This window comes from Brevibacillus fluminis (assembly GCF_003710825.1).
Taxonomy (GTDB): domain Bacteria; phylum Bacillota; class Bacilli; order Brevibacillales; family Brevibacillaceae; genus Brevibacillus_D; species Brevibacillus_D fluminis.
The window spans coordinates 63,440-81,731 of record NZ_RHHQ01000010.1 but is presented as its reverse complement, the minus strand read 5'-3'; the positions used below and the strand labels follow the sequence as shown (position 1 = coordinate 81,731).

Here is an 18,292-nt window from a genome sequence, read left to right as displayed (position 1 = left end):
TACATATGCGAGATTCGGCAGCAAGAACCCGGATGCCGGACCCCGGGAGGACGCCCCAGCGGACTACCAAGGCGAAGCCGGTAAAAAAGAAACGGAATTGGAAACGATTTTTTACCATACTTTTTCTCTTCCTGCTATTGGTGGGCGGAGGAGCAGCAGGTGCGGTATATTGGAAAGTGGACAATGCGCTGAAGACGGCGAGCTCGACCCAAACGGAAGACGGGGTGCAGACGGTTGACCCTAACTTGAGCAAAGAGTACCACGCCAATGAACCGATCTCCCTGTTGATTTTAGGCAGTGACACCCGAAAAGAGACAGGCTCGATGAATACCGACGTCATGATGGTGGCGGTCATTAATCCAGTCAATAAAAAAGTCACGATGCTTTCGATTCCGCGTGATACGCGCATCAAAATCCCTGGCTATCGCGATTATCACAAAATCAATTCCGTCTACGCCAACGGTGAAGCGGAAAAACGCGAAGCTGAGCGAAATGGCCAGACGCCTGTCGTGAACGGGATTACATTAGCGAAGCAAACGCTGAGCGAGGTTTTTGGGATTCCGCTCCAGTATTATGTTTCTGTCGATTTCGATGGCTTCAAGGCAGTCGTCGACGAAGTGGGCGGGGTAGACGTGAATGTGGATCGCAAACTCATTTACGATGACCCAACCGATGACACCCATATCAACTTGAACCCGGGTCAACAGCTGCTCAATGGCGAGCAAGCCCTTGGCTATGTCCGACATCGTCATGACAACCGCGGGACCAAATATTTTTCCAATGACTTTGACCGCAACCGCAGACAGCAGGAAGTCATCAAAGCTATCGTGAACAAGATGATTTCTCTTGACGGAGTAACCAAAATTTTCAATGTAATCGATATCGCCGGAAAACATATTCATACCGACCTGCCGCCTGACAAGATCAAAGGAATCGTCTACGATTTCAAAGGAATCGATGCGAGCTCCATCACGAGCCTGGAAAACGATGCGTTCTGGAGTGGTAATTCGGGGTATACGTTCTTACCGAAAGATACGATGAACAACATCCGCACGACACTGCAAACCGAGATGGGCATCAAGCCGGAAGATGTCGGCAAGCTAAACAATTCGATCATCTCAAACGGATCGGATGACGATGTAGCGACGACTACGAGAACGGTAACGAAAAAAAAGCCGGTGCAAAAAACAGCGTCGGCTAAACAAACAAAGCACGAGCCTTCTGAGGAAGCGAAGCAGGAGACGCCGCCGGCCGACATGGTAACGCCAGAGCAGCAGGGTGGGCAAACAACGCCCGATCCTGCTGTGCCGGTGCATCCGCAAGGAACCGGCACCGTACAAGGGAATCAGCAGCCGACGGATCAACAGCCGCCTGCCGATATGCAGCAGCCGCAAACACAACAACCGCAGACACAACCACAGACACAACCACAGACACAACCACAGACACAACCACAGACACAATCGCAACAGCAGACATCGCCTCAGTCGCAGTCGACACCACCACCAGATATGGTTCCGCAAACAGGAACCTCTACCGAGACAGGAAACGCACAACCGCCAGCTGAAAACAAGTCCAATAAAACGGGAAAATCATAAGCGAATGACGCAAACATCACCTGATCGGGTGATGTTTTTCTTTTTGGTGGGAAAAGCAACTAAGGCTCAGAAAATGCGGCGGAGCCAGTTTTGCTAATCCAGTGCGGAATCTTAAACGATCCCGCTCCAGGATAAGCGCAACTAGGCTCCGCAGAAGGCGCGGAGCCAGTTTTGCTAATCCAGAGCGGAATCTTAAACAATCCCGCTCCAGGATAAGCGCAACTAGGCTCCGCAGAAGGCGCGGAGCCAGTTTTGCTAATCCAGAGCGGAATCTTAAACAATCCCGCTCCAGGATAAGCGCAACTAGGCTCCGCAGAAGGCGCGGAGCCAGTTTTGCTAATGCCGCCATTTTCAGAAAGTTTCAGGTTTGCAAACACAAAAATCATGGTAAGATAATAATATACGAATAAGTCGAACGAAATGGATGCTTTCGATAATATATAGTGTAAGCGCATTCATTTTCGAGTTCGGCTATCGGACATAGGGACTTGGGAGGGATTGAAGAATGACACAATTTATTATTAATTCAGTTTTAGTGGTGTTGTTTTTTTACTTGTGCAGTCGTCAACCCGCTGAAGAAACGGTGTATGACGAGGAGTTTTTCCTCCAAAATCCTTCCGCAATTGAAGAGTATCAACAAATGCCGCTTGATTTCCAACATGCATTCTTTCGCAAGCACAAAGAATGGATCAAGGAAAAATATATGCATGGTGACAGTTATTTGCTAGGGTATTGTCCGAACAAAGATGTACGGCGTGCATGGCTGAGTGAGTTTCTGCAGTCCAAAAATTTCGATAATGTAACCCCCTCCTGAGCGGAGGGGTTTTCTTTTTGGGGATGGGGGAAGGCCGCGCCACTTGGCGCAGCCAAGTTTTCTAATACAGAGCGGAAGCTAAAACGCACCCGCTCCAGTATAAGCGCAACTAAGGCCACGCCAATTAAACTTGGCGCAGCCAAGTTTTCTAATACAGAGCGGAAGCTAAAACGCACCCGCTCCAGTATAAGCGCAACTAAGGCCGCGCCAATTAAACTTGGCGCAGCCAAGTTTTCTAATTATACTTATGGAATGTGATGAAGCATGATGGAAGAAGGAGGGGATGACGATGTTGGAGCAATTGATCGGTCATCTGGAGCAGCAGCTCAGTGAGCACGGTGACATTGTGGAGGTGCTCATGCGTACGGAGCAATCGCTGATTGCGGAAGAAGAGACGCATGAGGTGGAGTTGATGTTCGCGGAAAATGAGGATGCGATCCAGGCAGGGAAGCCGACGGCGACGATCCATGTCTTTCCTTTGGAAAAAGGCTTGTATGAAGTAGAAGTTGAAGTGTCATACGATTGCCAAAAGGAGAAGCGCGATCCGCAGAAGCTTTTGGCTGCGGGCCAGCAGATCGTGGCTGAAATGACGCTCGTGGAAAAGACGCGGTACTTGGAGCCAGGCAAAGCGGTTGAAAAGTTGGCGGTATTGGCGTTTCATTTCATCGTGGAAATGTCGTCCGACGAGGAGCAGGCCCAATATCAAAAGCTGCTCGGCAAGTGGGCGGCCGATACGGGCAAACTGCTGCTTCTGTAGGAGGGCTACAAGGTGAAACAGTGGAATATCGTCATCACGGGCTTTGGTCGAGTGGGCTGGCATGTGGCGGAGCTGATCGGGAAGCGTAGAGAGCGCTATCTGCAGCGCTATCAGGCGGACGTGCGCATTGTCGGGGTCTGCGGCTCAAAAAAAGGTCTGTATCACCAAGCGGGCTTGCCAGGCGAGCAGCTTGCAGCCCTCACGGCGGCTTCAGGCGGCTTGCAAGCGTCGCCGGAAGCATCGGAGGCACATACAGGCACAGCATTTTTACAGGGCTCTGGGGCCGACGTGGTGATCGAAGCAGGACCGACTGATTTCGTCACAGGTGGTCCGGCGTACGAGTACATCACGACAGCGCTCCGGTGCAGCATGCATGTGATCTCGATTTCCAAAGGGGCGCTTGTCTTCGATTATCCGGGGTTGAAAAGGCTGGCCGAGGAACATCAGGTTATGCTTAAAATCAGCGGGGCAACTGCAGCGGCGTTGCCCACCATCGATTTGGCCGAGTACAATTTGGCCGGTTGCGAGGTGAGTCGATTCGTCGGCATTTTCACCGGCACGACCAACTTCATTTTAAGCAAGATGTACCAGGACAACGTGCCCTTTGAGGAAGCGGTGGCTGAGGCCAAGCGTCGCGGTATCGCGGAGCCGGATCCCCGCTTTGATCTGGAAGGTTGGGATACAGCTTGCAAACTGGTGATCTTGGCAAACGCACTCTTTGATGCCGGGCTTCGGCTTGAGCAGATTGAACGAGAAGGGATCACCGGGATCACAGTGGAGCAAATGCTACAGTGGCGCGAGCAAAACCTCGTCCCCAAGCTGACCGGGGAAATATGCCGGACAGCACACGGGATCTGCGCAAGCGTCAAGCCCCGTCTATATCCGGCTGAGCACAGCTTCGCACAGGTGAATGGCGCGACAAAAGCCGTTATGGTCGAGACCGACGTAATGGGCGAGCTGCTTGTAATCGGCGGAAAATCGGACCCTCGCGCAGCGGCAGCAGCCGCATGCAAAGACCTGGAGCATATTTTGATGATGCACAAAACCCCCTGAATGGTCAGGGGGTTTTTTATTGAATCGCGTTATTCCGTGGATTGCCAAGCGGCGACCACTTTGTTTTTTCCCGTTGTTTTGGCACTGATTTCGGCATCGTCGGCAAGCCGGATCAGCTCATCGACTGATGCGGCGTTGCATGTTTCGAGGGAGGAGACCCCAATGCTGGCGGTCACCACGTACGGGCGCCCGAATGCGAATGATTCCTCGATGACCTGGCGGATTTCGCGCGCCAGCTTCAAGGCGACCTTGCCATCCGTCTTAGGCAGGATCAAAAGCATTTCCTCACCGCCATACCGTCCGGGGATGTCATTTTTCCGGAGCAAGCTGCGCACTAGGGCCGCGATTTCCTTTAACACCTTATCCCCTTCCTGATGACCGTACTCGTTGACGCGGCGAAAGTTGTCCAGATCGATCATGATCAGGGACAAGTCCAGGCCATACAGCTTGGCGACCCCGAACTCTTGCGTCAGCCGCTCGATAAAATAACGACGCTGGTAAAAACCGGTCAAATCGTCAATCATCATCTCGGTATACAAGAGCGTATTGGCGATATGCGGCTTGATGAAGGAGAGAAACTGCTCCATGTGGGACAGCTCATTGCCGTCGATCTTGGCCGTATATGCCTCAAGTGTAATCGCTTGCTGATCGCGCTGGTACAGCGTATATCGACGACAGGCGAGCTTGCGTTTTGCGATCTGGAAGCGGAACAGCTCATCGTCATCGATTAGTCCGGACGCGGAATATGTATCCGTCTCGGTCCGATAGTTCAGGCGATAGCATATGGACAGGCGTTGGATCGGAAAATACTCGAACAGCGCGTGCACCAGCCGCTGGATGGTGGAGGAGAGCTCCAACGATTTGGTGACTTGCTGGCTCAGCTGAATGATCACAGACAAGTCGAGTGATTGATGAAGGAATTGCTCGCGCTCTGTGATCAGCTGTGCAAGCATCGGGTCATTGCCCCATTTTTGCACGGTCTCGGGAAGCGCCGGATTGACGATCCGCTTCAGTTCGTGACCGAGTTGAACCTGCAAGCCGGTCTTTTCGATCAATTGATAGCCGTTGATCGCCCTGCGCAAATAGAGCATGGCGCGCTGGGCGTTTTCCCGCTTCAGCGACCAGGCGGCATTCGCGCGGTACAAATCGGGCCAAAATAGCTGGTACCCATAGTTCAAGATAAACTCCTCAAAGCGGTTGAGCCACAATTCCGTATCGGGGGAATCGTGCGCAATCATGAGGCTGATGAGCTCGCGGTAGGCCCAACCGCTTTGCAGCCGGTACCCATTCATGGCGATGCTTTGTTTGAAGGCGTACAGCGCCATCGCGATCTCTCCCGTATCCGCGAGGTAAAGCCCGTCCTGAAACAGCGAAAATTCGTTTTGCAGCGGCCATTTGAACGGTTCAGGTAAGGGCTGTCGCCTGCGGTAGGCAGCGTAGCTCTCATACAGCGCTTGCTGCTGCTGACTGAAATCCGTCAGCTGCTTGCGCGCCAGTTGGCTCGTGATTTCTGCAAACGTCCTCCAGTCTTCCCACTCGCAGGCGTATAAAAGCTGGTGCATCAGCAGCTGCTCTTGCAAGTCCCAACGCTTGACATTGCCGGTCTGCTGCAGCTGTGCCAAATGGTAGCGGAACCCGGCCAAATCGCCGTGAAAAACGGAAAGCTCCATGCCATTGATGCAGCTTAGCTGCTCCTTGGTCGTGTATCCGTACCGCCGTGAGGTTTCCAGCTGCCTCTGATTATAGGTGCGGGAGAGGTGGACATTGCTGTGGAAAATATAGCAGTTGAACAGATTGATCAACAGGTCGATGTGCTGTGACGTCTGCAGCAAGGATTCCAGCTTGTTCAAGAGAGCCGACGCCCATGCTTCCTGCTCCGGAAAATATTGAAATAGCATGATCGTGTAGATGATCGAAAACTCAGCGAAAATGCGCACCGACAACTCATTGCGCCGCGGGTAAAATTCATTGCGGTAAAACATGTCGATGGCCTGCGCTTCTTCTCGGCCAAGCGGAGAAAACGAATCCGTATACAAGAGCAAGTCGGCGGCGCGTGAGCGTTCAAGCAACGGTTTGGACCGATTCTGCACATATTGACTCAGCTCGTGCTTCAATTGCTGCAAGTCCACCTGGTTCAAAAACAGCTGGACACGCATCCATGAAAAGCGGTCGTAATCATCACCAGTGCGCTGGAAAAGGCGCAACGCGGTCTGCTCTGCTTCGGTGAACTGATTGAGGCTGAGGAAGACCATGTACAGCTGGCGGTCCCAGCAATTGATCTTGTTCCGCTGCAGCCACAATTGCAGTGCACGCAATTCATTCAGAAGCTTGAGACGATCCTGTAGTGACAAAAGGAACCGGGTTTGGCGGTAATACTTGATTAGAAAAAAATAGAGCAATCGTTCGTTGCAGGATTGCCGCGCTAGCTCAATCAGCGGTGGCAGAGAGGCAGGATACGCCCTGTACAGCATCTCCAGCGCCTTTTGCCGGTACCTCTGCCGCTCGAGATCTTCGCGCTCCTCCCACACCTGCTGGGCGATGTCAGCGTGGAGATAGATGTGATTCTCGCTGTAGACGGTGAGCAGCCCAAAGCGGGAAAGCCGAATGAGTGCCGTGGACAACCCACAGGTCTCCACCTTATTAGCCGAAAGCAGCTCTTGAATCCGGACCGGCTGCGGTAAGCAGGCGATGAATCGGAGCAGCTTGTTTTCCATTTCAGACAGTTTCGCCAGCCGCTTCGTGATGATAGGGCGCACTGCTTGCGGCCAATCTCCACTCGTAGCCTGCGGTGTCAATAACCAGCCATCCGTCCCGAATTGCAGGTGGCCTTGCCGAACCCATTCGCTTAGCAGAAGAGGGCAATGGTGGAAGTCCGCTTTTGCTGCGGCCAACATTTCCGACAGTGTTGCCAGAAGCGATGGCTCCGCTTTTCCGAGTTGTGAGAGTAAAAGATGCTCATAGAGCGACTGCGTCTTTTCTCCGACTGACAGTGAGGTAATCATCCTGGCTGAAATGAGGCTCGGTCTATGTTTTCCGCTGAACAAAATGTGCAAACCCGTCAGTTTACTGCCATACTTTTGCCAAAAGTGAACAAATACTTTTTGTGATTCCTCATCGAACAGCTCGCAATCTTCCAATACGTAATAAATGGCTCGATTTGAGATGATCGGTAAAATCTCACGCAAAAAGCTGTTCACCCAATCGGCAAGGGCGGCGTAGATGCGAAATCCCTCGTGATGCTGATTGATGATGCGGCTGAAATGATGTGCCAGCTGCTGCAGTTTCGGGCGAGCCGACGGGAGAATGTCGGCTGTTATATGTAGCGAGCGCGAGATGACCTCGTGCAAGGTAGAAAACGGTAAGTGCTTGCATTTGACCACAAACCAAAAATGGCGATCCGTCACTTCCGTCAAATGCTGAAAGTAAATGTCATGACGCAGGGCCACATCCTCACAAAACAGACCGAGAAAGCGTTTGGACGGTTGCCGCAAAAACTTGCGCAGCTTGGCTTGCTCTTTGGGCATAATCGGCGAGCTGATCGGATGGAGGAGGGCAGAGTGGCGTCCTGTGGCAGGTGCATCTAAAGGAAACGGTTTCATATTGATTTGCAAATGATTGCAAATTTCGGCCAGGGAATGGAAACGTTCCGGCGTTTTCAACAGGGTGGCGAGGGGACGTGCGAGTTGCGGGGGGAGCACAGCGGCTTCCCGTTCGTTCAAACCTGCCTCGTGAGCGAAAGTACCGCTTAGGAACCAGTGAACAAGCTGACCGAATGCGTAAAAATCTGCCACTGCTGAAAATTCCGGAAAACGCGCATACCGTGATACTAACGGCTGCGGAAAGTCAGGCAAAATAAAATGCGCAAACGGGTGAGCGGTTGGAAATGGCTGGATATCGATTTTCACTTCAAGTGAAATTGGATGAACATAGAGCAAATCCAGCGGCACCATTCCCATATAAAAATTATTGGCATGCAGTTGTTGCATCGCTTGGCCAATCTTTCTGAGTATGGTCTGTACCGAATCGATACAGAAGTCTTCCCAAGTCAACTGCGGTAGCGGAAGAAATCCTTCAGGCAATGATGGCAGAGAAACGATTAGATCCCCGTTCTTCCAATGCTGCCCAACAGGCACCCGAAACGCATCGCCAACAGCAAGGGCGCTCCATCCTTGGAGTCGTTCCTCGATTCGGCTCTTGGAAAAATAGGTCCATGCCGGCGCGTGAATCGTCATCAGGGATTGGTCAGGCTGATGATCGAGCGTCATGCATAAACGTTGAGGAAGGTTGACCGTTTCTTCCATGTTGTCACTCCGTTTTAAAAATAAATTCATACTAAGTAAATCTTAATATAAATGAATAATTGAGAAAAGTATCTAGCTCTTTCGTTTCAGATTAATTTCTGTCATGTTATTAGAAGTTTTGTCGAAGCCCTTCCCTTTCCTGCAAATTCATTGCAAAATAAAAACACGTCGAATTATTTTGGATGATCGGAAGGTGGCACATGATGAGCGAAAATGGCATTTTGCTCGGGAAGCGTCAGTTTTTATATGCGAAGGGACAAAAGATTAGTTTGGGAGATTGGACCTTTTCCTTGTCACCCGGACTTACATTAATCGCTGGAGGCAGCGCTGATCCAGTTCATACATTGGTTTGCTTGTACAAAGGCTCTGAAAAGTTGGCCCAATTCAGACTCATCCATCGGAAAACGGAAACACAGTTGACAGTGCAAGCGGTTTCAAGCGATATTTTACTAGAGGTCGCTGCTTGTGCTCACCATGTGATGATCACGGAAAAGTGAACATGCGCCCTGCGGGGTGTTTTTTTTTTTCGAACTTCATGGATAGGAAGGATGTTGGCAATTGAATCGATTGCAAGTGGGAGAGTTCCAGCTGACTTGGCTTGACGGAGGCGTTTCACAGCTTGATGGGGGAGCGATGTTCGGTGTCGTACCAAAACCGCTCTGGAGCAAACGATACCCCAATAACGATCTGAACCAGATTCCGCTGCGAGCCGATCCGATTTTGGTTGAGGCAGCGGGAAAACGCATGCTGATTGAATCGGGGCTGGGTCGAGATCGGTTGACCGAAAAGCAAATGCGCAACTTCGGCGTCGTCCAACAGTCCAATGTGAGCGAATCGTTGGCAGCGCTGGGACTTACGACAGATGACATCGATATCGTACTGATGACCCATATGCATTACGACCATGCGAACGGCCTTGTCTCGATCAGTGACGGCAAGCTGTACTCGACCTTTGCCAATGCTGCGATTTACGTGCAGGAAATCGAGTGGGAAGAGATGAGAAATCCGAACATTCGCTCCCGCAATACGTATTGGGAGGACAATTGGCGTCCGATTGAGAGTCAGGTGATCACATACGGGAAGGAGACGGACATCATTCCCGGGATACGGATGACCCATACCGGAGGACACAGCAACGGTCATGCGGTTATCCGCATGGAGAGCGGCGGCGAGCTTTTGCTGCATCTGGCTGATCTTTTGCCAACGCATGCACACCAAAATCCGCTGTGGGTAATGGCCTATGACGATTATCCGATGGATTCCATTTTTGCCAAGGAGCAGTTGATCAAGGAAGGGATCGCGGATAACGCTTGGTTCAGCTTTTACCATGATGCCGTCTATCGCGCGCTCAAGTGGGACGAGCAGGGGCAGATTGTAGAGAAGATCGTTGTGGAAGAGAAATAGAAGATGGAGAAAAGGCGCTGCTAGTTTGCTAGGCAGCGCCTTTTTTCGATTGTGTAGGGGAAACGCCAAAACACCGCAGGGAACGCTTACTGCCAGCGAATCAGGCTACCCGCTTGCACCAGCCCGCTGCCAAAACCGTACAGCAGTATCAGATCGCCTGGCTGTACTTTGTTTTGCTTCACGCCAAGGTCGAGTGCGAGCGGGATGCTTGCCGAAGAGGTGTTGCCGAAATATTCCATGCTGGTCAGCGTTTTTTCCACAGGGAAGCCGGTGCGCTCGCAGATCGACTCCACGATCCGCATATTAGCGCTATGCGGAATGAACCAGTCCACCGCATCAAGGGAAACGCCTGCTTGATCGACGACTTCATTCATCCCGGCGGGCACGGTGCTCACCGCCCATTTGTATACCTCACGGCCGTTTTGCACAATTTTGCCATTACCCTCCATTGGAAAATCGCCCATTGTGGTAGAAAGTCCGGTCCGGTAGACGTGTTTACCGCCTGCTCCGTCCGCCTTGTTGATCGAAGCAAGGAACCCGCCGTGATCACCGTCATGCTCAATGAGCAGAGCACCTGCGCCGTCACCGAACAAAATGCAGGTTGAGCGATCCTCATAATTGGTCGTTTTGGACAGTGTTTCTCCCCCGATGACGAGGATTTTGCGATGCATGCCCGAAGTGATCAGGCCGTTGGCGACCTGCAGCCCGTAAACGAATCCCGCGCAGGTCGCATTCAAATCAAGCGCCCCGGCATGCTTCATATCAAAATGGGCCTGCACCATGCTGGCGACGGAGGGAAAAGCGTAGTCAGGTGTCGTGGTGCAAACCAAAATCATGTCGACGTCAGTCAAATCTTTGTTGTATCGCTGCGCCAAGTCAGCAACTGCCGCGATAGCCAAATGGCTGGTGAATTCCTCAGGTCGGGCGATTCGGCGCTCGCGAATACCCGTGCGTTGGACGATCCATTCATCATTGGTGTCCACAAGCGCGGCCAGGTCGTCATTGGTTATCACGCCGGCAGGGACGTGGGAGCCGATTGCGGTAATGCGTGCCAGTGATTGCATGGAAAAAACCTCCGTTCGTTTTATTATCTAGTATTAGTACCTGGTACTAAAATAACACAATTTGCTGTCGTTGAAAAGAGGAATTGCATTTTTCCAGTCCTGGTACTACAATCGTACTACAATTGGGAAAATATATTTTTCTCGGAAAATACTTTTTCATACAGATAAGAATTTATAAAATTCTTATCCAGTATAAGTGCAACCGCGGCTTAAGCCAAAAGCATGGCGCAGCCAGGTTTTCTAATTCGTTGCATGTACTTGTGAGGTGTAGCATGGATAGGCTAAAGTCGTTTGTCAAAGAGTTTCACCCGATTGTCCACTCCTTGGTGATCGGGACGATTTTTGTTCGGGCAGCCAGCTCGATGAGCATGCCGTTTTTGTTTATTTACCTATCAAAAAACACCGACATGAGCCTCGGGATGATCGGTCTGATCATCGGGGCGGGTTCATTGGCGGGGATGATCGGCGGATTTGTGGGGGGAGCACTCTCCGACATGATTGGACGCCGGCGAGTCATGCTAGGGGCACTCTATGTGTGGGCATTCGTCTTTCTCGGTTTCGCATATGGAAAAGGCGTACTATTTTTCTTCCTGCTCAATTTGCTAGGCGGACTTTGCCGCTCATTCTATGAACCCGTCTCCCAGGCTTTGATGGCGGACGTGACGGCTCCTGAGAAGCGTTTCCGCGTCTTTTCCCTGCGCTATACCGCGATCAACGTAGGTGTCGCAGTAGGGCCGTTGATCGGCACGCTCTTGGCGATGAAGGCATCGGCGCTGCCGTTCACGGTCACCGCAATCATTTATCTGCTTTACGCGTTTTCGCTCCAGCGATTGTTGAACCATTTCGGCATCAAACAGATCGAAGGGCAGAAAAAAGATCCGATCACATTCAAGAAAGCATGGAACGTGATCAGTGGGGACGCGGCGTTTCGCCTGTTTATCTTGGGAGGGACGCTTGGTGCTTTCGGATATTCGCAAATGTCGAGCACATTGTCCAAATTCACGGAGATGTCGATGCCGAATGGTGCAGCGCTGTTTGCGGTGTTGATGAGCGTGAATGCGATCGCTGTCGTGACGCTGCAGCATCCGTTTACCCGCTGGATGGAAAAAAGGCCAGCGCTGACCTCGATCATCGCTGGCAATGTCGCCTATGCGTTGGGGGATATCGGCTATGCCTTTGCCACCAACTGGGCTGTTTTCATCATTTCAATGGTTGTCTTTACGATTGGAGAAATTCTCACCTATACGGCCGGTGACGTCTTTATCGACGGATTGGCGCCTGAGCATATGCGAGGCACGTATTTTGGCGCGAAAAGCTTCAGCAACCTGGGATCGTTTCTCGGCCCGTGGCTGGGGGGCATTTTGCTCGCGCAGTATGGCGGAGCCCCTCTGTTTATTACCTGTGCGTGCGTATCGACGGCAAGCAACCTGTTTTACTGGATGGGCCAGCGCAAGGCTCACTCGAGCGCCCGAACGACTCGCTCCGCCATGCGGGCATAGCCCTTGGCGTTCGGATGGAAATGGTCTGTGTACAGGTAGTTCGCTTCCTTTTTGACGAACAAGTCATAGGTCGGGACGACCAGCACATTGGGAAAACTTGCGGCAATCCGTTCGGCTTCCGCATTCCAATCCAACACGGGGCGGATCGTTTCTTTTGCGGCTTGGGTGTTGCCGAACGGATTGTAGAGCGAAAGGTAGACAACCGTCGCATTCGGATTCAACATACGAATTTTCGTGACGATGCTTTTGAAATTGGCTGCAAGCGATTCTCGCGCTTGGGCCAATTTTTTTTCATCCAGCACATCGAGCTCGCCGCTTTGTTGAAACAGATCGTTGCCGCCAATCGTGAATAAAATCAGATTGGCCTGGGGCAGCAAGGCGCGCACCTGTGTTAGCTCGAGCTGCTCCAGCAAGGCATTCGACTGCTGACCGCTGATCGCGAAATTGGTCAGCATCGGAGCTTGGCCCGTTTTTTTGGCGAGCGCATCTCGAACTAGCCCGACATAGCCTTGGCCGTTGGCGTCGCCGACGCCGCGCGTGAGCGAGTCGCCGAGCGTTACGATGTTCAGTTTGCCTGATGGTATTACTGGTGGAGCAGCGGGTGTCGTCGTGCCGTTTGCTCCGGGAGCAGCTGGAGTCACGTTGCCTGGAGCAGCCATTTGTGGATTCAGGGCAAAAGCAAAGCCCGCGGCCAAAACGAGAAAGGAAAGCAGGGCAAGCGCCCCTGTGAAACGCCAGAGAAATTGTCCGCTTGTGCGCATGTGGCGCCACCTCCGAACGCAAAGTGTACTCAAGGTATTGGAGTGGTATAATGAGGAAAAGCTTCTCACCTTCGGTAGTGTACCATATTCTGCGAGGCAAAGTCAGGCTGCGTGGCGCAAGCAGCAGGGAAAGGTGTTGAACAACTTGGCAGAAACCGTTCTGTCGGTAAGCCGTCTGAAAAAAGCGATTGGCGGCAAGACGATCATTCATGATATGACATTTGATGTGGTGGCCGGTGAAGTGTTCGGCTTCCTTGGGCCCAATGGCGCCGGAAAAACCACGACGATCCGCATGCTAGTGGGACTGGCTGACTCGGATTGCGGGGAAATCCGCATCGGCGGGTATGACCTGAAAAAACAGTTTCCGCAAGCGATCGCACAAGTAGGCTGCATCGTTGAAAATCCGGAGCTGTACAAGTTCATGACCGGACGCGAAAATCTGGAAACGTTCGCGCGAATGAGCGGCAACGTGTCTCAGGCACGAATCGAGGAGATTATCGAGTTCGTCGATTTGACGCGCGCCATCGATGACAAAGTCAAAACGTATTCGCTGGGGATGCGTCAGCGGCTGGGCATCGCACAGGCCCTCCTGCACCGCCCGCGCCTCTTGATTCTCGACGAGCCGACAAATGGGCTGGACCCGGCCGGAATTCGCGAGCTCAGACAATTCATCCGCAGGCTGGCGGAAGAGGAGAATTTGGCCGTATTTATTTCCAGTCATCTGCTATCCGAGATCGAAATGATGTGTGACCGGGTGGCCATTATCAACAATGGGCGAGTCATTTCGGTCGGCTTGGTCAAAAGCTTGATGGAGCAATATGCGGATCAGGTGGAGTGGACGTTTGCTGCCGAGCGGGTCAAGGAAGCGGTCGAGCGGTTGCAGAAGCTGCCTTACGTCAGGGAGGCATGGGTGGCGACGCCGGAGAAAGTGAAATGCCAGATGGACACGGAACGGATTAGCGATGCGAACAGGGTGCTCGTCGAGGCCGGCATCGAGGTGCAAGGCATCGCAACGCGCACGGTGACGCTTGAAGACCTGTTCCTGACATTGACGGCAGGAGGGGTGGAGTAATGGGGCAAGGCATGGTAGGGCTTGTACATAATGAAACGCTGAAGCTGCTGCGCCGGCGTCGCTTCCTCGTCGTCGTGCTGATTCTGGCGATTCTCATCCCGATTTTTACCTATGCGCAATACCGCTCCTCTGTTACGGCGGAGGAGCGGCTCGGAACTAAGGATTGGCATGTGCTGCTCGGCCAACAGATAACCGACATGCAAAACCGGCTTGGTTCCAGCCGACTGCCCGACGAGTGGCGCGACTTTATCAAAATCAAAATTACGCAGCTTCAGTATTATTTGGATCACGATATCGATCCGAATGCGCCCGGTGGACCGACCTTTGCAAGAGGCTTCATGGACCAGGCTGTATCACTGTTTTTACCGATGATCATCGTCGTGCTCGCGGTGGACATCGTCTCGTCGGAGCATAGCGAGGGGACGATCAAGCTGTTGCTGACCCGGCCGATCCGGCGGTGGAAAATCTTGACCAGCAAATTGTTGACGCTGCTGCTGTTCATTTCGCTCACAGTCGTGTTGAGCCTGTTTATGTCTTATCTGATGTCAGGCGTGGTTTTTGGCTACAAAGGATGGGACATGCCGGTGTTGACCGGATTTCAGGTCGTCGGTGGGGATTTGGACACCTCCAGCGTATTCATGGTTCCCCAATGGTATTACTTGCTGATGCAGTACGGACTGGCCTGGTTCGTCTGCATTGTGGTCGGATGCATCACCTTAATGGTGTCGGTCTTGGTCCGTAGTGCGGCTGCGGGCATGGGCATCATGATGGCAGCCCTCATCAGCGGGACGATTTTGACGCAGATGGCTGCATCGTGGGAGTCTGCGAAGTATTTGTTCAACGTCAATTTGGAAATTACCGATTATCTTGCAGGCACGTTGCCGCCGATCAAAGGCATGACACTGCCTTTTTCCTTGACCGTGCTGGGCATTTGGGGCACGGGCGCGCTGATTGTCGCCTATACCTTTTTTATCAAACGGGATGTGACGTCGTAAACAAGCAAGCGAGTTGTGGCATGAAAAGTGCCATAACTCGCTTTTTCATTTCTTGAAGTTGCTGTTAAACATTGACGCAGCGTTAAAGTCTAAAGCTTGCAAACTTTGTACGGTAGGTGAAAAAGCATGGCGGCAGCAGAGAGTACCGGGGCGTTTATCCGGTTTTTCCATAAATAAGGACGGGTTGACCTTCACGTCGCGTGATCCGTTATGCTCCTAGTAGACGGGAACTGGGAGGAGTGTTTTGATGAAAACGGTAATCAAAGACGTCTGGATTCTCACCATGGAAGGGGAAGGTCCGGCGGTCAAAGGAGACATCCTGATTGAAAACGATGAAATCAAACGGATCGTAGCATCTATCGACGAACCGGCTGACATCGTGATCCAAGGGAGTGGCATGGTGGCGTTGCCTGGCCTGATCAATGCGCATCAGCATACGCCGATGAGCTTGCTGAAGGGTTTTTCGGATGACCTCAAGCTGATGGAGTGGCTGGAGCAGAAGATGCTGCCTGCTGAGGCACGGATGACACCGGAAGACATTTACTGGGGAGCCAAGCTCTCCATGGCGGAGATGATCAAATCAGGGACGACCGCATTTGCCGATATGTATATTCATATGGACGAAATCGCCCAAGCTGTGACTGAGGTAGGGATGCGGGCTTCTTTGACGAGAGGGCTGGTGTTCTTGGAAGACGACGGGGGAAGGCGACTCGCCGAAGCCCTTGATTTGATTGAGCGGTGGGACGGGAAAGCAGACGGGCGGATCACTACGATGTTCGGCCCGCATGCCCCTTACACATGCCCGCCTGAACCGTTTCGGCATGTTGTAAAACTGGCCGAGGAGATGAACAAGCCGATCCACGTCCACCTGGCCGAAACGACGGAAGAAGTGATGAAAATCCGAGCGGCATACAACCGGACGCCTACGGAATATTTGTATGATGTCGGCCTGTTCGAACGGCTGCACGTCCTGCTTGCGCACAGCGTTCATTTGAACCTCAAGGACATTCGTCTGTTGAAAGGAATGCGTGGCGGCGTCTCGCATAATCCGGTCAGCAATGCAAAGCTGGGCTGCGGAATCGCGCCTGTGAGGCAGATGCAGGAGCAAGGGATCACGGTCGGGATGGGCACGGACGGCTCTGGCAGCGCCACTACCATCGATATGTTTGAGGAAATCAAGGCAGCAACGTGGCTGCAAAAGCTGGAGTGTGGCGATCCGACAGTGCTTCCGGCTCGTCAAGTCTTGCGCATGGCCACTGTCGGCAGCGCGAAAGCGTTGAACATCGATCATCAAGTGGGGACGCTTGCGGTAGGGAAAAAAGCCGACCTCATTCTCGTCGATCTAAACAAGCCGCATTTGCAGCCGCTCCACAATCTCGAGTCGCTGCTCGCATACGGCGTTAACGGGTCTGACGTCGACACGACGATCGTCAACGGTAAGGTACTCATGCGCAATCGGCAGTTGACCACCATTGATGAAGAGGAGCTGCTGAAGCAGGTGGCGGTGCGAGCAAAACGGATCGTTGAGGGCATTTGAGCACAAAAAAAGCGAGGAGCTCTGGATTCCAGGCTCGTCGCTTTTTTTCAGGCAGTCGGTTATTTCGTTTTCCAGGTGATTTGCTTGGTCATTTCCATCAAGTCATTGAGCGGGATGCCGTCGGCGGTTACAACGATGTAAAGGGAATGTCCGCCTTTCACCGCTTGGTAGTAGACCGCGCTCTTGTTGGCGGATGGCTCCGCACTGTCCTTGAAGGTGACGCCGATTGCCTGCTCCCCGTCGATCTGGAATACCTGAGTGTTGCTGAATTCCCCGGGAACGGACAAGCTGCGTTTTCCTTGCTGCAGCGTCGTGTCGATCGTAATCCGTTTGCCACTGTTTGCCAGCTGATAGATCGTTTGAATGTTGGTGACGTGCTTGCTCGTCTGCGACTCGTACTGCACCGTCAACATATTCAAAGTATAGTCTGGAGGCAGCTTTGCCAACGTAGGTACAGGCAGATCCGATGCTTGTACAGCTGTTTCGACGTCGTTGAAGGTCGAAAGCGTGATGGGGTTTTCAGGACCCAGCGCCTGCTTCGCCGTTAACTCTCCCGCTTCTGCCAGTGTCGAATCGGGTTGCTTCTCTGGTAATTGCGGTCCGACAAACGCAGCCACTGTGTTACCGTTCTCTCCTTGGATCGATGCGATGGCGTGCTTGCTATCTGCGATCGCTGGCGCAGTGGTATCAGCAGCCGTTGGTGGCGTCGCATCTTGTTTGTTGGCCATCGTTGGCGGCGTTTTGCTCCGTGCAGTCAATGCCGCATGCGCATTTGATGCCTGTGTGGAGGCCGAGGCAGCGGTTTTAGGCGCAGCTGCGATTTTTGATTCTGCGGCAGGCACTTTTAGACCAGCTGCCTGCTCAGTCAGAAGTGGCACCACTTTTTTCGCGTTTGCTGCATTGACATCTCCGCCTGCCCCTGTTTTTGCCTGTGCTGCCGTTTTGTTAGCCGATGCAGCTTCCGTTTCGGTCGATGCCTGCGCTAGCTGGTCTGCTGCGGCGGCAGGCTGCTCGGCTTGCGCGTTATTTGCTGTTGTGGTCGGGGCCATCAATGGCTGTGCAGACTTAGGCTGGGCAGCTTCATTCGCTGTTGTTCCGCCCTGGGTTTGGCTCTCGGATGGTGGAGAGGAAGCAACCTCGGCAAACTGCTCGCTTTGATTTCCGGTCAGAAACGGGGCACCGATCAAGCCGACAGCGACGACCACACCAGCGGCGGCTACCCATGTAGGGACGAAAAAACGTCGTTTGTTCGGCTTTTGCACCTGAATGTCTCCGGCGGCAGGCAAAACGGTCGCTGAAAGCGGCACGTTATTGGTGCCGGATGTTTGGTAAATGGCTTGCATAATCCGGTCTTCGAGCTGGGCGGAGGGAGCGGGATACTCTTTCAAGAACATCGCCTCCTCTAATGCACTTGTGGATGTTTCGATCCAGTTGAGG

14 protein-coding genes are annotated in these 18,292 nt (G+C 52.6%); 10 read left to right on the top strand and 4 right to left on the bottom strand.

Annotation, left to right across the window (positions count from 1 at the left end; all coding sequences use genetic code 11):
• Positions 1 to 5 precede the first annotated feature (5 nt).
• The 4 genes from EDM56_RS13320 to EDM56_RS13305 all read left to right on the top strand — a co-directional run bounded on the left by EDM56_RS13320 (position 6) and on the right by EDM56_RS13305 (position 4,222).
• A complete protein-coding gene (locus EDM56_RS13320) occupies positions 6 to 1,598 on the top strand; it encodes an LCP family protein (RefSeq protein WP_246009373.1) in 1,593 nt (530 codons plus the stop codon).
• 505 nt (positions 1,599 to 2,103) lie between these two features.
• Positions 2,104 to 2,412 carry a hypothetical protein gene (locus EDM56_RS13315; RefSeq protein ID WP_122918408.1) on the top strand — a complete coding sequence of 103 codons (309 nt, stop codon included), beginning with the start codon at positions 2,104 to 2,106 and terminating at the stop codon, positions 2,410 to 2,412.
• Between the two features lie 289 nt (positions 2,413 to 2,701).
• Positions 2,702 to 3,169 (top strand): hypothetical protein, encoded by a 468-nt coding sequence (locus EDM56_RS13310; protein ID WP_122918407.1) that lies wholly within the window; start codon positions 2,702 to 2,704, stop codon positions 3,167 to 3,169.
• A 12-nt stretch (positions 3,170 to 3,181) separates the two neighbouring features.
• On the top strand, positions 3,182 to 4,222 hold the full coding sequence (locus EDM56_RS13305) for a homoserine dehydrogenase (protein ID WP_122918406.1): 1,041 nt from the start codon (positions 3,182 to 3,184) through the stop codon (positions 4,220 to 4,222).
• 29 nt (positions 4,223 to 4,251) lie between these two features.
• Here the strand turns inward: EDM56_RS13305 and EDM56_RS13300 are convergent, their stop codons facing one another.
• Positions 4,252 to 8,523: a GGDEF domain-containing protein gene (locus tag EDM56_RS13300; RefSeq protein ID WP_183192423.1), complete on the bottom strand. Its 4,272-nt coding sequence runs from the start codon at positions 8,521 to 8,523 to the stop codon at positions 4,252 to 4,254.
• A gap of 203 nt (positions 8,524 to 8,726) precedes the next feature.
• Between EDM56_RS13300 and EDM56_RS13295 the strand changes: the two genes are divergently transcribed.
• Both EDM56_RS13295 and EDM56_RS13290 read left to right on the top strand, forming a co-directional pair.
• Positions 8,727 to 9,020 (top strand): hypothetical protein, encoded by a 294-nt coding sequence (locus tag EDM56_RS13295; protein WP_122918404.1) that lies wholly within the window; start codon positions 8,727 to 8,729, stop codon positions 9,018 to 9,020.
• A 61-nt stretch (positions 9,021 to 9,081) separates the two neighbouring features.
• Positions 9,082 to 9,927: a YtnP family quorum-quenching lactonase gene (locus EDM56_RS13290; protein ID WP_246009372.1), complete on the top strand. Its 846-nt coding sequence runs from the start codon at positions 9,082 to 9,084 to the stop codon at positions 9,925 to 9,927.
• 86 nt (positions 9,928 to 10,013) lie between these two features.
• Here the strand turns inward: EDM56_RS13290 and EDM56_RS13285 are convergent, their stop codons facing one another.
• Positions 10,014 to 10,991: a ketoacyl-ACP synthase III gene (locus EDM56_RS13285; protein ID WP_122918403.1), complete on the bottom strand. Its 978-nt coding sequence runs from the start codon at positions 10,989 to 10,991 to the stop codon at positions 10,014 to 10,016.
• Positions 10,992 to 11,263: 272 nt separating this feature from the next.
• Here EDM56_RS13285 and EDM56_RS13280 point away from each other — a divergent pair, with 272 nt between their 5' ends.
• Complete coding sequence (locus tag EDM56_RS13280) at positions 11,264 to 12,490, top strand: MDR family MFS transporter (protein WP_122918402.1); 1,227 nt, start codon at positions 11,264 to 11,266, stop codon at positions 12,488 to 12,490.
• Here EDM56_RS13280 and EDM56_RS13275 read toward each other — a convergent pair.
• Entirely contained in the window at positions 12,448 to 13,251 is an 804-nt protein-coding gene (locus tag EDM56_RS13275) for a GDSL-type esterase/lipase family protein (protein ID WP_122918401.1), read from the bottom strand. The two genes, EDM56_RS13280 and EDM56_RS13275, sit on opposite strands and share 43 nt — an antisense overlap.
• A 214-nt stretch (positions 13,252 to 13,465) precedes the next feature.
• On the opposite strand from EDM56_RS13275, the gene EDM56_RS13270 reads away from it, so the two are divergent.
• The 3 genes from EDM56_RS13270 (at position 13,466) to EDM56_RS13260 (ending at position 16,855) form a co-directional block, all read left to right on the top strand.
• On the top strand, positions 13,466 to 14,323 hold the full coding sequence (locus EDM56_RS13270; protein WP_246009378.1) for an ABC transporter ATP-binding protein: 858 nt from the start codon (positions 13,466 to 13,468) through the stop codon (positions 14,321 to 14,323).
• Positions 14,323 to 15,318 carry an ABC transporter permease gene (locus tag EDM56_RS13265; RefSeq protein WP_122918400.1) on the top strand — a complete coding sequence of 332 codons (996 nt, stop codon included), beginning with the start codon at positions 14,323 to 14,325 and terminating at the stop codon, positions 15,316 to 15,318. Before EDM56_RS13270 ends, EDM56_RS13265 begins: the two co-directional genes overlap by 1 nt.
• Before the next feature lie 247 nt (positions 15,319 to 15,565).
• A complete protein-coding gene (locus EDM56_RS13260) occupies positions 15,566 to 16,855 on the top strand; it encodes an amidohydrolase (protein ID WP_122918399.1) in 1,290 nt (429 codons plus the stop codon).
• A gap of 59 nt (positions 16,856 to 16,914) precedes the next feature.
• Here the strand turns inward: EDM56_RS13260 and EDM56_RS13255 are convergent, their stop codons facing one another.
• Positions 16,915 to 18,243 carry a hypothetical protein gene (locus EDM56_RS13255; protein ID WP_148040387.1) on the bottom strand — a complete coding sequence of 443 codons (1,329 nt, stop codon included), beginning with the start codon at positions 18,241 to 18,243 and terminating at the stop codon, positions 16,915 to 16,917.
• Positions 18,244 to 18,292 lie beyond the last annotated feature (49 nt).

Excerpts from the sequence above, each read along its gene's own strand:
- EDM56_RS13320 (WP_246009373.1), top strand. The coding sequence starts at position 6 with ATGCGAGATTCGGCAGCAAGAACCCGGATGCCGGACCCCGGGAGGACG.
- EDM56_RS13270 (WP_246009378.1), top strand. The coding sequence starts at position 13,466 with ATGACATTTGATGTGGTGGCCGGTGAAGTGTTCGGCTTCCTTGGGCCC.
- EDM56_RS13280 (WP_122918402.1), top strand. The coding sequence starts at position 11,264 with ATGGATAGGCTAAAGTCGTTTGTCAAAGAGTTTCACCCGATTGTCCAC.
- EDM56_RS13260 (WP_122918399.1), top strand. The coding sequence starts at position 15,566 with ATGAAAACGGTAATCAAAGACGTCTGGATTCTCACCATGGAAGGGGAA.
- EDM56_RS13300 (WP_183192423.1), bottom strand. The coding sequence starts at position 8,523 with ATGGAAGAAACGGTCAACCTTCCTCAACGTTTATGCATGACGCTCGAT.
- EDM56_RS13310 (WP_122918407.1), top strand. The coding sequence starts at position 2,702 with ATGTTGGAGCAATTGATCGGTCATCTGGAGCAGCAGCTCAGTGAGCAC.
- EDM56_RS13265 (WP_122918400.1), top strand. The coding sequence starts at position 14,323 with ATGGGGCAAGGCATGGTAGGGCTTGTACATAATGAAACGCTGAAGCTG.
- EDM56_RS13315 (WP_122918408.1), top strand. The coding sequence starts at position 2,104 with ATGACACAATTTATTATTAATTCAGTTTTAGTGGTGTTGTTTTTTTAC.
- EDM56_RS13295 (WP_122918404.1), top strand. The coding sequence starts at position 8,727 with ATGAGCGAAAATGGCATTTTGCTCGGGAAGCGTCAGTTTTTATATGCG.
- EDM56_RS13285 (WP_122918403.1), bottom strand. The coding sequence starts at position 10,991 with ATGCAATCACTGGCACGCATTACCGCAATCGGCTCCCACGTCCCTGCC.
- EDM56_RS13275 (WP_122918401.1), bottom strand. The coding sequence starts at position 13,251 with ATGCGCACAAGCGGACAATTTCTCTGGCGTTTCACAGGGGCGCTTGCC.